16 protein-coding genes are annotated in these 13,542 nt (G+C 35.6%); 13 read left to right on the forward strand and 3 right to left on the reverse strand.

Annotation, left to right across the window (positions count from 1 at the left end; translation table 11 throughout):
• Positions 1 to 311 precede the first annotated feature (311 nt).
• The 13 genes from V5290_RS02545 (at position 312) to V5290_RS02605 (ending at position 11,029) form a co-directional block, all read left to right on the forward strand.
• Positions 312 to 809, forward strand: a complete 498-nt coding sequence (locus V5290_RS02545; protein WP_333381506.1) for a DUF2878 domain-containing protein — start codon at positions 312 to 314, stop codon at positions 807 to 809.
• Positions 802 to 1,350 carry a chalcone isomerase family protein gene (locus tag V5290_RS02550; RefSeq protein ID WP_333381509.1) on the forward strand — a complete coding sequence of 183 codons (549 nt, stop codon included), beginning with the start codon at positions 802 to 804 and terminating at the stop codon, positions 1,348 to 1,350. Before V5290_RS02545 ends, V5290_RS02550 begins: the two co-directional genes overlap by 8 nt.
• On the forward strand, positions 1,347 to 1,895 hold the full coding sequence (locus V5290_RS02555; RefSeq protein ID WP_333381513.1) for a DUF3833 domain-containing protein: 549 nt from the start codon (positions 1,347 to 1,349) through the stop codon (positions 1,893 to 1,895). Before V5290_RS02550 ends, V5290_RS02555 begins: the two co-directional genes overlap by 4 nt.
• Positions 1,896 to 2,004: 109 nt before the next feature.
• Positions 2,005 to 2,571 carry an LON peptidase substrate-binding domain-containing protein gene (locus V5290_RS02560; protein WP_333381515.1) on the forward strand — a complete coding sequence of 189 codons (567 nt, stop codon included), beginning with the start codon at positions 2,005 to 2,007 and terminating at the stop codon, positions 2,569 to 2,571.
• Between the two features lie 92 nt (positions 2,572 to 2,663).
• Complete coding sequence (locus V5290_RS02565) at positions 2,664 to 3,290, forward strand: sigma-70 family RNA polymerase sigma factor (RefSeq protein ID WP_333381518.1); 627 nt, start codon at positions 2,664 to 2,666, stop codon at positions 3,288 to 3,290.
• Positions 3,283 to 3,981, forward strand: coding sequence for a ChrR family anti-sigma-E factor (locus V5290_RS02570; protein WP_333381521.1), 699 nt, complete (start codon positions 3,283 to 3,285; stop codon positions 3,979 to 3,981). Before V5290_RS02565 ends, V5290_RS02570 begins: the two co-directional genes overlap by 8 nt.
• A gap of 30 nt (positions 3,982 to 4,011) precedes the next feature.
• A complete protein-coding gene (locus V5290_RS02575; RefSeq protein ID WP_333381523.1) occupies positions 4,012 to 4,971 on the forward strand; it encodes a DUF523 and DUF1722 domain-containing protein in 960 nt (319 codons plus the stop codon).
• A gap of 77 nt (positions 4,972 to 5,048) precedes the next feature.
• Positions 5,049 to 6,422: a deoxyribodipyrimidine photo-lyase gene (gene phrB, locus V5290_RS02580; protein ID WP_333381526.1), complete on the forward strand. Its 1,374-nt coding sequence runs from the start codon at positions 5,049 to 5,051 to the stop codon at positions 6,420 to 6,422.
• Positions 6,423 to 6,498: 76 nt separating this feature from the next.
• Positions 6,499 to 6,957 carry a nuclear transport factor 2 family protein gene (locus V5290_RS02585; RefSeq protein ID WP_333381528.1) on the forward strand — a complete coding sequence of 153 codons (459 nt, stop codon included), beginning with the start codon at positions 6,499 to 6,501 and terminating at the stop codon, positions 6,955 to 6,957.
• Complete coding sequence (locus tag V5290_RS02590; protein ID WP_333381530.1) at positions 6,957 to 7,673, forward strand: SDR family NAD(P)-dependent oxidoreductase; 717 nt, start codon at positions 6,957 to 6,959, stop codon at positions 7,671 to 7,673. Before V5290_RS02585 ends, V5290_RS02590 begins: the two co-directional genes overlap by 1 nt.
• 4 nt (positions 7,674 to 7,677) lie before the next feature.
• Positions 7,678 to 8,952 (forward strand): NAD(P)/FAD-dependent oxidoreductase, encoded by a 1,275-nt coding sequence (locus V5290_RS02595; protein WP_333381533.1) that lies wholly within the window; start codon positions 7,678 to 7,680, stop codon positions 8,950 to 8,952.
• Between the two features lie 5 nt (positions 8,953 to 8,957).
• A complete protein-coding gene (locus V5290_RS02600; RefSeq protein WP_333381536.1) occupies positions 8,958 to 9,752 on the forward strand; it encodes a DUF1365 domain-containing protein in 795 nt (264 codons plus the stop codon).
• 35 nt (positions 9,753 to 9,787) lie between these two features.
• Positions 9,788 to 11,029 carry a cyclopropane-fatty-acyl-phospholipid synthase family protein gene (locus tag V5290_RS02605; RefSeq protein ID WP_333381538.1) on the forward strand — a complete coding sequence of 414 codons (1,242 nt, stop codon included), beginning with the start codon at positions 9,788 to 9,790 and terminating at the stop codon, positions 11,027 to 11,029.
• Between the two features lie 106 nt (positions 11,030 to 11,135).
• Here the strand turns inward: V5290_RS02605 and hisA are convergent, their stop codons facing one another.
• The 3 genes from hisA to hisB are packed head-to-tail and all read right to left on the reverse strand — an operon-like array spanning position 11,136 to position 13,542.
• On the reverse strand, positions 11,136 to 11,873 hold the full coding sequence (gene hisA, locus V5290_RS02610) for a 1-(5-phosphoribosyl)-5-[(5-phosphoribosylamino)methylideneamino]imidazole-4-carboxamide isomerase (protein WP_333381541.1): 738 nt from the start codon (positions 11,871 to 11,873) through the stop codon (positions 11,136 to 11,138).
• A 2-nt stretch (positions 11,874 to 11,875) separates the two neighbouring features.
• Positions 11,876 to 12,475: an imidazole glycerol phosphate synthase subunit HisH gene (gene hisH, locus V5290_RS02615; RefSeq protein WP_333381543.1), complete on the reverse strand. Its 600-nt coding sequence runs from the start codon at positions 12,473 to 12,475 to the stop codon at positions 11,876 to 11,878.
• Entirely contained in the window at positions 12,472 to 13,542 is a 1,071-nt protein-coding gene (gene hisB, locus V5290_RS02620) for a bifunctional histidinol-phosphatase/imidazoleglycerol-phosphate dehydratase HisB (RefSeq protein WP_333381546.1), read from the reverse strand. Before hisB ends, hisH begins: the two co-directional genes overlap by 4 nt.

The following is a 13,542-nucleotide window of genomic DNA, read 5'->3' on the forward strand; positions in this document are numbered from 1 at the left end:
CGCTTTTATGTGGTTTGCTATTTTTAAGCTTTTCAATAGCCTTAAAATAATTTACCAATCCTTTATTAAAAATAATCATAAGTGATTGTAAAGATTATTAATTCATTATCCGGTCATTATAACTATATTAATGATCAGTTTGTAGGCTTTAATCCTATTATTAAGTACTTTTTAATATTGGTTTTATAGCGATACCTTTGCTACTTTTTAATCAGTAAAACAATGTTTATTCAGTATAGAAAAGAGATCTAAATATAATCTAGTGTCGTAGTTATTATTTATTCATAATTAAAACGAATCACGGAGCGATAATGATGTTAATCAATATGTTGGGGTTTAACCTTATCTGGTTTGGTTTGTTATATTGGGGAAATATGTTTATTCCCGTTGCGTTAGGCCTGTTAGTGATTCATTTTAAGTACCTCTCTAAAATAAAAAAAGAGATTAGACTGGTATTGCTAATTACTGTGATTGGTGTGTCAGTAGATTCATTTTTACATTTCATCAACTTTTTTAGTTTTCCTAATGCTAATTTTACACCTTTCTGGTTAATGGTGTTGTGGGCTTGTTTTGCTAGTACCGTTTGCCATAGCCTCACTTTTTTAAGCTCCTCTAAAAAAAGCCAGTTGATTATAGGGGGAGGTTTTGCTCCATTAAGTTACTTAGCTGGAGAAAAATTCAGTATGGTAGCGTTCACGTACAGCTTACCTATTACTTTTTCTGTACTCGCATTAATTTGGGGATGTTTATTCCTTTTATTCTTTTATTTGAAATCAGTTATTTTACAAAGAGACCTACATTATGCTTAAAATTTTTAGTGGATTAGTTGTGTTCATTTTATCAGTAAATATGGCTTTTTCTTCGCCAAATGATATGGCAACTGAATGGAAACAAAATTTATCTGAACTATTGGAATCAAACTCCACAAAGCAAATTGGAACAGCCAAATTCTCCGTATTTATTTGGGATATTTACCAAAGCCAATTGTCAACGAGCAGTGGTAATTACCCTGATCCAGATGGGTTAATTGTTTACCAAATTAAGTACTTTAAAAATATTGAGTCAAAAGAGCTGATAAAAAAAACGATTGAACAATGGCAACACCTTGGCATTAAAAGTGATCGCTATACACCTTACGTTAAGCAACTAGGTAATATTTGGCCAGATATCGAAGAGGGCGATCAACTAGCCTTTATTGCTAAAGGCGATGAAAGTGCTTTTTATTATAACGGTTACTTGGTGGGTAGTATCGACAATCAAGGGTTTGCTGAAGTCTTTTTGTCTATTTGGTTTTCAGAGAAAACTTCTCAACCAGAGTTACGTGATTCATTATTAGGAATTAAATCATGAAATATATTAAAACATCGTTATTGCTGCTCAGTAGTTTCGCTCTAGCTAGTTGTAGCCAAGATTTAAGTGATTACACAAAAAATAGCAATGAGTTTGATATTAAAGAATACTTCAACGGTAATGTAACCGCTTGGGGTACTATTCAAGATGCTAGCAATGTAGTCACTCGGCGCTTTTGTGTTGAACTGGAAGGTACTTGGGAAGGTCAAGATGGTGTGTTGGCTGAAAAGTTTTTCTTTGACGATGGTGAAATAAGCTATCGAAATTGGCATTTTTCTAAGCAGGCTGATGGACGTTATATTGGAACCGCTGAAGATGTAGTTGGAGAAGCAATTGGCGAGCACCAAGGTTTTGCTTTTCAATTACAATATACATTAACAATACCAGTTGACGACACTACTTATGATGTGAGCATGAATGATTGGATGTATCAAATAGATGAATATCGAGTTGTTAATAAAACCTCGATAAATAAATTTGGAGTCAATGTTGCTAATGTAACTCTTTTCTTTGATAAACAAGACCCAATAACCGGTTGTGAATAATTTTTTGTGCAATTTTAACGAAAAATTTTACGACTTTAATTATCCAATGAACTATTTAAGCAAGGCCTTCGTAATACTAAACAAGCATATTTTTTAAAGAGGGGCCCTTATGTCAACTAAAACAACTAATCTTCCTGTATTTCCATTGGATCTATTTTTATTACCAGGTGGTGTTACGCGTTTAAGAATATTCGAGCCTCGTTATTTGAAAATGGTAGGTCTCGCTTCACAGTTAGGTGGTTTTGTTATTTCTTCGAATAAGCAAAATCATTCAAATGGTGATCGTTGGGGAAGCTGGGTACAAATTATTAACTTTGAGCAAGGATCTGATGGTGTTCTAGAGATAGATGTCGAATGTGATTGTTTAGTTCTTATATCAAATCTATTTCAAGACTCGGATAAGCTGTTGTTTGCAGATGCAGAAAAACTGACTCATTGGTCTCAAAAGTCATCTTCTACTGAGTTGGTGTTATTAACTGATTCACTTAAAATGCTGTTTGAAAATAATGAGCTTTTAAATGAATTGTATCAGCAGAAGTTACCTAACAATCCATATTGGACTGTTTCAAGATGGCTGGAACTGTTGCCTATTCCATTTGATGTTAAAAATAAGTTTGTATTTGACTCTTCTTATATGGAAGCTAAAAAACTTGTACATTCAATCATTTCCCAATAACTCCAACAAAACTTTTATTTTTTTACTCTTTAAGTGATCTTTAATTTGCAGCTCTCGTATTGACTATCAGAGTCCAAATTAGGGAAATAATTATGGTTGTCGAAGAAACTAAATTGCCAACAGGGGTAAGTCATGCTAAATCTAACAGCATGAATGAAAATATTGATCACACCCAACTAAGCGAATGGCTTAATCAAGTTGCTGATAAACGATGTAAAATTGCGTTTACTCATCTGTTTAAATTTTTCGCACCCAAGATACAGCGTATTGCACGCAGTAAATTTCCTAATGAAGCTCAATCCCACGAAGTGGTTCAAGAAACCATGAGTAATGTTTGGCGTAAAGCACATTTATTTGACGCAAATAAAGGCGCTGCTACTACATGGGTTTATACGGTAATGCGTAATGTCACTTTTGACCTATTAAGAAAGGTTAAAAGTAATCGAGAAGATAATTTAAGTGATGATATTTGGCCAATTGCAGAAGGCGCAGTGACCGAAGAACAAGTTTATGAAGATCATCTCGAAAGTAATCAACTTTTACGTGTCATTGAAGCATTACCAGAAGCGCAACAACAAGTTGTTAAAGGTTTTTATTTGATGGAAATGTCGCAAGAACAACTTGCTAACCATCTAAACCTACCACTTGGCACAATTAAATCCAGATTACGTTTAGCACTCGCAAAATTGAAAGTGCAGTTAGGAGAAAAAAATGATTAAACATCATCCGAAATTTGAATTATTACAAGCTTATGTCAATGGCGAATTACCTGCTTCTCTTGCTATTGGCATTAGTATCCATGCGGATATGTGCCCTGATTGCAAACACACAATAATGCAATTGACTGAACAAGTAGCCGAGCACTCGTTTGAAGAATCGACGATTCGACTCGATAACCTTAGTGACAGCAGTTTCTTGTCTGATTCTGATGATCTGGACCAAGACGAATTATTTGACTCCATGATAAGTAATATTACTTTTTCTGAAGATGCAGATGAAGTTGTGGAAGCAGTTGAGCGTGAAGTTGTATTTAAAGATAAGAAATACCAACTACCAACAGCGCTTAGTCGTATTGACCTCGGTAAAGCTGCAAATATAGGTAAATTATCACGTTCTCGTTTACAACTAAACGAAGATGAAATTCACTCTAGTTTGTTACATATCAATCCAGGCGGTGGTGTTCCGGCTCATACTCACAAAGGCTTTGAGTTAACTGTGTTATTGGATGGGTCATTCACTGACAGCAGAGGTGAGTATAATAAAGGCGATTTTATTTTACTAGATGGTACCTTTACACATAATCCAGTTTCAGAAAATGGGTGCTTATGTTACACAGTTGCTAATGATGCTCTACACTTTACACAGGGTATCAATAAACTATTAAACCCAATTGGTTCGTTTATCTATTAATTTTTATGCTTTTATTCAAAGGAGCGAATAGTGATTTATTCAGTCGCAAAAGAAGATATTAAAATTGGTATAAGTGCTTGTTTGATAGGTCAAAAAGTACGTTTCGATGCAAGTAATAAGCCTTCTCGGTTTTGTATTGATGAATTAGGTGATCATGTTGAATATGAATCATTTTGTCCGGAAGTTGCTATCGGCTTACCTATTCCACGTCCTACAATAAGACAGATTAAAAAAGATGATGTTATCACTGTTGCACGACCTGATGGGTCTGGAGATGTAACTGAAGCTTTGCAGGCTTATGGTAAAAAAGTAGCTGAAATGACTAAACACTTAAGTGGTTACGTGTTTTGTGCTAAAAGTCCTAGTTGCGGGATGGAACGTGTTAAAATTTACTCAGAAGATGGCAATTCACTAGCATCTGATGGCATTGGTGCTTTTGCAAAAGAGATAATGGAAGCAAATCCGTTACTACCATGTGAAGAGAATGGTCGTTTAAATGACATGCACATAAGAGAAAATTTTGTTGCACGTATTTATGCTTACAAACATTGGCAAATGGTCAGTGAATCTGGTTTAACAAAACATAAGTTAACGACATTTCATAGCCATTATAAATACACTGTCATGAGCCATAATCTTGTTGCTTATAAAAAGCTTGGACAACTGTTAGCAGATGTAGATATGCCTTTAGCTGAAAAAGCAGACAAGTATATCTTAGGATTGATGAATGCGTTGAAAATTCCTGCAACACGTAAGAATCATGTTAATACATTAACTCACATCCAAGGATATTTTTCTAAACACTTAGTTGCAGAGCAACGTAAAGAGTTATGTGAACAGATAGATGGATACCGTTTAGGTTTATTACCTTTAATTGCTCCTTTAACATTGATTAATCATTATTTAAGAGAGTATCCAAAGGATTATTTGAAAGGCCAGTCTTACCTACAACCATATCCAGAACAGCTTAGATTAAGGTACGCATACTAAGCTTCATGTCTTTAACGCTACAGTTTCAGCTGTAGCGTTGATTATGCCTTCTTATTTTTAGAGGAATCTCCCTTCCTATGAATCAACTACTATGGTTCCGTAACGATTTACGGACAGATGACAACCCCGCGTTATATCAATTCATTAATCAATCTACTTCAAACGAAACCGGTAAAGCGGTTTTTTTTATTTCTGAAAAACAGTGGCTAACACATGACTGGGCACCTATTAAGATTGATTTTATTAAACGACATGCTGTTGCATTAGTTAAAGAGTTAGCGGCAATTAACATTCATTTAGAGTTAGTTGAAGTTGATTATTTCAAAGATCAGATTGAATACTTAAAAAATTACTGTGAAGAGAATGATGTTAAGCAAGTTTTAGCCAACAGTGAATTAGAAATCAACGAGCAACAACGTGATCAATTATGTGTAACAGAACAAATACCCCTCATATTATTTGAAGCTGACGTAATCGTACCTAAAGGTAAAATTGTTACTAAATCAGGTGAAATGTATAAAGTGTTTACCCCTTTTAAGCGTGCTTGGTTAACCTATGTCAGAGAGCATGGTTATCAGTACTTTAAAAGTATAAGTGACCAAAAAAGTATAACTGATGAAGATAAAAGTTCATCACTGTCAAGTAAGTGGCCCTTAGTGAGCATATTAACAGAAAAAGCTTTGCCACTTTTTTACCGACTCAAAGTCTCAAATTATAAAAATGTTCGTGATATTCCTAGCGTAAAAGGAACCAGTGGTATTTCTCCTTATTTGGCGGCAGGGGTGTTAAGCCCTCGTTATGTTTTTAAAAGTTTGTTAGATAAATATCCAGACATTTTAATTAGCAGTGATAGTGATGAATTTTGCTGGTTGAATGAGATCATTTGGCGTGAATTTTATCGTCATTTAGTATTCGCTAATCCTAGTTTGTGTAAACACAAATGTTTCAACGACAAGTATCAAGACCATTCTTGGCCACTCGATAAAACATTATTTGAAGCTTGGTGTGAGGGTAAAACAGGATACCCACTTGTAGATGCAGCTATGAGACAGCTAAATCAAACTGGTTGGATGCACAATCGCTTACGTATGGTAGTTGCTAGCTTTTTAACAAAACATCTATTAATTGATTGGCGTTTAGGCGAACGTTATTTTATGCAGCACTTGATAGACGGTGATTTGGCTTCAAATAATGGAGGTTGGCAGTGGGCTTCAAGTACTGGCTGCGATGCTCAGCCATATTTCAGAATATTCAATCCGATTACTCAAAGCGAAAGATTTGATCCTAAAGGTACTTTTATCCGTAAATATTTACCAGAACTGAGCAAGTTGCCTGATAAACAGATACATTTTCCACACAAATATATAAAAGAAAATAATTTATCTATTTATTGGCCTGCAATAGTCGATCATAAAGAAGCAAGATTGAGTGCATTAGCTTTTTACAAGTAATCAATATTAATAAACAGGTGTAAGATCTTGGCATGTTTATTGATTGGTATTAGGTAGATTTATTTAAGGTAATACAATGGACAAAGATAGGTTATCAGTAGTAAAGCAATACCCTGAGTGGTTGAATCAATTTATTTCTGTGTATCAGAAACTTTCAACTAATAACCTGGATTTGTTAGACGAAATATATGCACAAGAAGTTACATTCATTGATCCTATCCACGAAATCAAAGGGCTGTCTAACTTACACGAGTACTTTGATGGTCTATATAAGAATTTAAGTAGTTGTACTTTTATCATTAATGACGTCATCGTGGATGAACAACAGGCAGCAGTCTACTGGGAAATGAATTATCAACATGCCAAGTTAAATAAAGGTGAAATAGTATCAGTGCAAGGATCTTCTAAGTTAATAGCAAAAGACAATAAGATCGTATATCACCGTGATTTTTTAGACTTAGGTGCCATGTTATATGAACAATTACCATTAATTGGAAAACTGATTCATTGGATAAAAGTTAAGGCGGCTCAATAATGACTGCTAAAAATATATTAATTACAGGTGCAACATCAGGCATAGGCCATTCACTTTTTAAGCACTATTCTCGAAAGGGCGATAACGTCATTGCTTGTGGGCGTAACCAACAAAAGTTAGATGAAATAGCTAGCCAAGCTCACTTAACTGGTCAGTTTGATATGACTATCCCGTCTGAAATTGAGACTTTCTCAAAATCCGTAGAGAGTCTAGATATCCTTGTGTTAAATGCTGGTAACTGTCGTTATATTGACGATGCTAAAAATTTCGATGGTGCCTTATTTGCTGACGTTATTGAAACAAACCTAATTTCACTAGGTTGGTTATTACAGTTTTTCCTACCAAAAGTACGAAAAGGTGGACAAGTGGTGTTTGTTAGTTCTAGTGCGACATTAATGCCTTTTCAACGCAGCGAAGCATATGGAGCGTCTAAGTCAGGTATTGACTACCTTGCTAACAGCCTAAGATTAGACCTTATTAAAGAAAAAATTGATGTGACCTTAATACATCCTGGTTTCATTAAAACCCCTTTAACTGATAAAAATGACTTCCCTATGCCATTCTTATTAACTAGTGAACAAGCAGCTTTGAATATTGCAAAGGCGATTGATAAGCGCAAAGAATATGCACATTTTCCAAAGCGTTTAACCATGCTACTTAAATTCTTCTCTATTATGCCAAATTGGATTTGGCGTAAAATGATCATTAAGGGATAGTAAAATGAAAAATATTGCCATAATAGGCTCTGGAATCTCAGGATTGACGGCAGCTTATTTATTATCTAAAAAGCATCAAGTAACTGTTTTCGAAAAAAATAATTACATTGGTGGTCATACTGCCACTGTTGATATCGAAAAAAATGGTGTTTCTTATGCAATTGATACTGGTTTTATTGTCTTCAATGACAAGACTTATCCAAATTATCTAGCATTACTCGATGAGATTGGTGTAGGCAAACAGGCTACAGAAATGAGCTTTTCTGTGCACAACTGTCAAACAGGCCTTGAGTATAACGGACATAATCTCGATACTTTATTTGCTCAACGCAGTAACTTATTTAAACCTAAGTTTTGGCTGTTGGTTAAAGAAATCTTAAGGTTTAATAAGCTATGTAAAGCTATTTTCGAAAATAATAGTTATAAACCCGGCGATACATTAGGTGACTTTTTAAAGACTAATCAATTCAGTGATTTCTTTGCTGAGCATTATATATTGCCAATGGGCGCCGCTATTTGGTCAAGTTCTCTAGCACAAATGGAGACTTTCGAGTTTCGTTTTTTTGTACAATTCTTTCATCACCATGGATTACTCAATATAGCAGACAGACCACAATGGTACGTTATTCCAAATGGTTCAAGATCCTATTTAGCACCTCTCTGTGAACCTTTCAAAGAACGTATTCACTTAAATGCTGAGCTACTAGGTATTACTAGGCAAAATGATAAAGTGCAGTTGCATTTTGAAGACGAAAATCAGATGCAAACTTTTGATGAAGTGGTTATCGCTTGTCATTCCGATCAAGCCCTTAAACTTTTAAGTGATGCCACAGATGATGAGCAAAGCATTCTATCTGGTATGCCATATAGCGAAAATTCTGTTGTTTTACACACAGATACGAACTTACTCCCTAACAGAGAAAAAGCGTGGGCAAGTTGGAACTATCAGCTAAGCAATGATAGAAACAAAGCTGCAAGTGTTACCTACAATATGAATATATTACAAGGAATCACAAGTAATGAGACTTTCTGTGTGACTTTGAATCAAAAAGAAGAGATTGATGCAGATAAAATTTTAAGAGAGTTTACCTACTATCACCCAGTGTTTTCATTGCAATCTATTCAATCTCAGCAGCAAAGAAGTACGATTTGTGGCAAAAGCCATACTCATTTTGCCGGTGCTTACTGGCACAATGGTTTCCATGAAGATGGCGTAAGAAGTGCGGTAGAGGTTGCTCAGAGATTTAATTGTTATCTTGATGCTTTTGCTGGGAAATAAATTTTATGGAAAGCCAAATAAATAAGCTGACTAAATTTGAACATAGCGCAATTTATGTCGGCAATGTTGTCCATCACAGATTTCATCCTAAGAAACACCACTTTAATGCTAAGCTATTTATGTTGGCATTAGATGTAGATAAATTAGCTACAGAAAAGCAGGGTATTGGTGTTTTCGGCTACAATTGGTTTCATCCATTACGCTTTGTAGAGAAAGATTATTTAAGGAGTGAACCTAATAAACTTTCGCAACGTATTAGAAACAAAGTAAAAAGTCTTGAAGGTCATGAGGATATTACACGCGTATTGATGCTAGTTCAGGTACGCTGTTTTGGATTGTACTTTAGTCCTGTTAATTTTTATTTTTGTTATGATGCAAATGATCAATGTACACAAATGTTAGCTGAAGTAAGTAATACACCATGGAATGAAAGACATTATTATTTGGTGGACTTAATTGCAGAAAAACAACTTAAAATAACAGATAAAGTGTTTCAGGTTTCACCATTCATGGATCTTAATATGAGTTATATTTGGCATGTTAGAGCGCCCAGCACTTGTTCTGACCGTCTTATGGTTAAGATTGAAAACAGACGGTATGACCAAGACGGCCAAGACTTTTTTAAATTATTTGAAGCAAGCCTATCTTTAAAAAAACAGGCTTTTAATAAACAAAATTTATTTAAAATCTGGGCCCAAATTCCGATTATGACGGGCAAGATTGTATTAGGTATTTATTGGCAAGCGCTTAAGTTATTTCTGAAGAGAATTCCTTTTATTGGCTACCAAAAGGCAACTTAATATTTAGTACACGCTTTATATTTTAGGAGATATTAATGGAAGAAGTTCAAAAAGTGGTAACTGTAGAGACAAATACTTGGTTTGCTAAACGCTGCAGGACTCTTGTTCATTCAGTGTTCTCAAAGTTAAGTTACGGTCAACTAGAAGTCGTAGAAGGTTCTGAGCACTACTTTTTTCCGGAAGTGATTGACCAAGATAAACAAGAAAATTTAATTAAAGCAAAAATTCACATCCACGATATCGCTGTTTATAAAGAGTTTGTAAAAGGCGGCAGTATTGGTGTTTCAGAAGCATTTATTGCAGGAAAGTGGACAAGTCCTAATTTAACAAATGTTATTAGAATTTTTGCTAAAGCACAGCAACAAACAGATCAATTGGACTCTAACAAATCTATCCTTAATAAAATTAAAAATAGTTTTACACATTGGCAAAATAGAAACACACAATCTGGTTCAAAACGAAATATACTGGCTCACTATGATTTAGGTAACGAGTTGTACACACGTTTTTTAGATCCAGAGATGATGTATTCATCTGCTATCTATCCATCTGAAACAACAACACTGCAGTATGCACAGCTTTACAAGTTAAAAACTATCTGTGAACGTTTATCACTAAACAAAGATGATCATTTATTGGAGATAGGTACTGGATGGGGTGGCTTAGCAATTTACGCAGCTCAACATGTTGGTTGTAAAGTAACAACAACAACTATCTCTGATGCACAATATGCTTATGCTGAACAGCGAGTGAAATCTTTAGGCTTAGAAGATAAAATTACGTTATTGAAAAAAGACTACCGTGATTTAACAGGGTCTTTTGATAAAGTCGTATCTGTTGAGATGATCGAAGCGGTGGGTTATGAGTTCTTGCCGAGCTTTTTTGAACAGTGCAACGCAAGATTAAAACCCGGTGGTAAACTGCTAATCCAGTCTATTACCATCGCAGATCAGCGTTTTGAGCATTACAAAAATAATGTAGATTTTATTCAACGTTATATTTTCCCAGGCGGTTTTCTGCCATCTATTAACGTGCTATCTCAACAGTTAACCACAAGCTCAGAAATGGTGATGGAAGGGCTGCATGATATTGGTTTAGATTATGCTAAAACCTTAGCCGATTGGCGTACTAACTTTTTAGCCTCATGGAGTGAATTAACTCAGCATGGTTATGATGAAGAGTTCAAACGTTTATGGTTATATTACTTAGCATATTGTGAAGGCGCTTTTTTAGAACGCTCAATAAGCACGGTACATCTTGTTGCTAGAAAAAGTTAATAACCCTGACACTAGGTTACAAAAAAGGCGCTATTTAGATAGCGCCTTTCTATTTTTACAGTTTGTTATTAGCTTGGATTTTAATATAATTGTTTAAACAATAAGATTAAGCATTCTGCCAGCAATTAATCGCTTCTTCTACAGTAAACTTACCTTCTAATAAAGCACGCCCTACAATCATTCCTTGAGCGCCTGAGCGAGCTACATCTGCGATATCATCTAATGAACCGATACCGCCAGAAGCTTGCCAAGAAACACTTGGGAAAGCGACAACCATCTCTTTATATAAATCAACGTTTGAACCTGTTAGTGTGCCGTCTTTAGAAATATCAGTACACAATACATGTTTCAAACCTACTTTCAGGTAAATCTCTAATAACGACTCGATGGTTTGACCGCTATCTTCCTGCCAACCAGATACAGCAACAATTTTATTACCTTCAGTATCAATGTTGATATCTAAAGCAAGTACAATATGCTCTGGACCATATTTTTCCATCCATCCAGCAACCATCTCTGGCTCTTTTACCGCTGTTGAACCAATCACTACACGGTGAGCACCTGTATCTAAAAGACCTTTAACATCTTCTTCAGTACGTACGCCGCCACCAACTTGAACTTTAGCTGGTGTGTTCTTGATGAGGCCTTCAATCACAGACAATTGACGTTTAGTAATATCTTTTGCGCCATCTAAATCAACTAGGTGTAACCAGTTAGCACCTTGTTCATTGTAAATAGTGTATAAACTTTGTGGATCGTCGCTGTAAACGGTTTTTTGATCGTAATCACCTTGGTATAAACGAACTACTTTACCGTCAATTAGATCGAGTGCTGGAATTATCATGTTTAAAGCTCCAAAAAGTTTTTAATAAGTTGTGCACCAGCTTTACCTGAACGCTCTGGGTGGAATTGCACGCCATAGAAGTTGTCTTTATTCACTGCAGCTGTGAAAGGAGTACCGTATTCACAACTTGCAATTGTATTCTCATTCACAGGTAAAGCGTAACTATGAACGAAATAAAAGTAACTACCAGCAGGAATATCTTTGAATAAAGGTTCATCTAATTTAGGTGTTATTTGATTCCATCCCATATGTGGTGAACGTAAAGGTGCAACATCCATTTTCTGAACGAAGCCATCAACTAAGCCGAGCGTATTGATAACGGTTTCTTCAGCAAAACCTTCTTCACTACCTTCTGCTAACATCTGCATTCCTAAGCAAATACCTAACACAGGCTGAGTTAACTTCTTGATCTCTGCCACTAAGTCACGGTCAATCAAGTTATTCATTGCTTCTTTAGCCGTACCGACACCAGGCAAAAATAGCTTGTCTGCTTGTTGTAAAACGACAGGGTCTTTACTGATGGTTACTTCATAACCTAAACGTTCGATGGCAAATAATACCGAAGATAAGTTAGCGCAACCTGTATCAATGATAACTATCATAAAACACCTTTACTTGAAGGAAGATCTGTTCCAATAATTTGTATACTTTGACGTAATGTACGGCCAAATGTTTTAAATAAACCTTCAACCATGTGGTGTGCATTACCATTTTCAACTTCTAGGTGTAATGTTGCACGCATTGCCTGTGATAATGAATAGAAGAAATGCTCAACCATTTCAGTAGACATAGTACCTACTAATTCACGTGGGAAGTCAGCTTTAAATTTAAGGAAAGGGCGGCCAGATAAATCTAAAGTACAGCTAGCTTTCGTTTCATCCATTGGCAGTACAAAACCGAAACGGCCAATACCACGTTTGTCACCTAATGCTTTGTCCAATGCATCACCTAGGGCTAATGCTGTGTCTTCAACACTGTGGTGATCATCAATATGTAGATCACCTTTAACACTCACGTTCATTTGGAAACCACCGTGAGTGGCAATTTGATCTAGCATGTGGTCAAAGAATCCCATACCAGTATCAATTTTATTTTCACCAGTCTTATCTAAATCGACGAACACATTGATATCTGTTTCTTTAGTTGTTCGAGTAACAGAAGCTGTACGGCCTCGAGAAGTTAATTGGTGAACGATATCTTTCCAACCGTTGCTTTTTTTATTATAAAGAATACCGGTAATTGCCATATTGTCAGCTAAACCAATATCAGTTTCACGGTCACCGATGACATAAGAGTTCTTATGGTCAATACGACCAGATTGTAGGTACTCTTTAACCATACCAAGATGTGGCTTACGACAATTGCAATTGTCTTCAGGAAAGTGCGGGCATAATAAAGTTGATTCGAATTTGACTCCTTGAGAAGCGAAGATATCCATCATTTTATTTTGTGGAATATCGAAATCGCTTTGTGGATAGCTATCAGTACCTAAACCATCTTGGTTAGAAACAATAACTAAGATAAAACCTGCGTCTTGCAATGCTAATAGACTTGGGATTACGTAAGGTTCAAAAACTAGTTTTTCCAAGCTATCTACTTGTTTATCACTGATAGGTTCATCAATTAATGTCCCATCTCGGTCGATGAATAGAAATTTTTGTGTACTCAT

The sequence above is a fragment of the Psychromonas arctica genome, from assembly GCF_036697365.1.
Lineage (GTDB): Bacteria > Pseudomonadota > Gammaproteobacteria > Enterobacterales > Psychromonadaceae > Psychromonas > Psychromonas arctica_A.

Excerpts from the sequence above, each read along its gene's own strand:
- V5290_RS02545 (WP_333381506.1), top strand. The coding sequence starts at position 312 with ATGATGTTAATCAATATGTTGGGGTTTAACCTTATCTGGTTTGGTTTG.
- V5290_RS02550 (WP_333381509.1), top strand. The coding sequence starts at position 802 with ATGCTTAAAATTTTTAGTGGATTAGTTGTGTTCATTTTATCAGTAAAT.
- V5290_RS02555 (WP_333381513.1), top strand. The coding sequence starts at position 1,347 with ATGAAATATATTAAAACATCGTTATTGCTGCTCAGTAGTTTCGCTCTA.
- V5290_RS02560 (WP_333381515.1), top strand. The coding sequence starts at position 2,005 with ATGTCAACTAAAACAACTAATCTTCCTGTATTTCCATTGGATCTATTT.
- V5290_RS02565 (WP_333381518.1), top strand. The coding sequence starts at position 2,664 with ATGGTTGTCGAAGAAACTAAATTGCCAACAGGGGTAAGTCATGCTAAA.
- V5290_RS02570 (WP_333381521.1), top strand. The coding sequence starts at position 3,283 with ATGATTAAACATCATCCGAAATTTGAATTATTACAAGCTTATGTCAAT.
- phrB (WP_333381526.1), top strand. The coding sequence starts at position 5,049 with ATGAATCAACTACTATGGTTCCGTAACGATTTACGGACAGATGACAAC.
- V5290_RS02585 (WP_333381528.1), top strand. The coding sequence starts at position 6,499 with ATGGACAAAGATAGGTTATCAGTAGTAAAGCAATACCCTGAGTGGTTG.
- V5290_RS02590 (WP_333381530.1), top strand. The coding sequence starts at position 6,957 with ATGACTGCTAAAAATATATTAATTACAGGTGCAACATCAGGCATAGGC.
- V5290_RS02595 (WP_333381533.1), top strand. The coding sequence starts at position 7,678 with ATGAAAAATATTGCCATAATAGGCTCTGGAATCTCAGGATTGACGGCA.
- V5290_RS02600 (WP_333381536.1), top strand. The coding sequence starts at position 8,958 with ATGGAAAGCCAAATAAATAAGCTGACTAAATTTGAACATAGCGCAATT.
- V5290_RS02605 (WP_333381538.1), top strand. The coding sequence starts at position 9,788 with ATGGAAGAAGTTCAAAAAGTGGTAACTGTAGAGACAAATACTTGGTTT.
- hisA (WP_333381541.1), bottom strand. The coding sequence starts at position 11,873 with ATGATAATTCCAGCACTCGATCTAATTGACGGTAAAGTAGTTCGTTTA.
- hisH (WP_333381543.1), bottom strand. The coding sequence starts at position 12,475 with ATGATAGTTATCATTGATACAGGTTGCGCTAACTTATCTTCGGTATTA.
- hisB (WP_333381546.1), bottom strand. The coding sequence starts at position 13,542 with ATGAGTACACAAAAATTTCTATTCATCGACCGAGATGGGACATTAATT.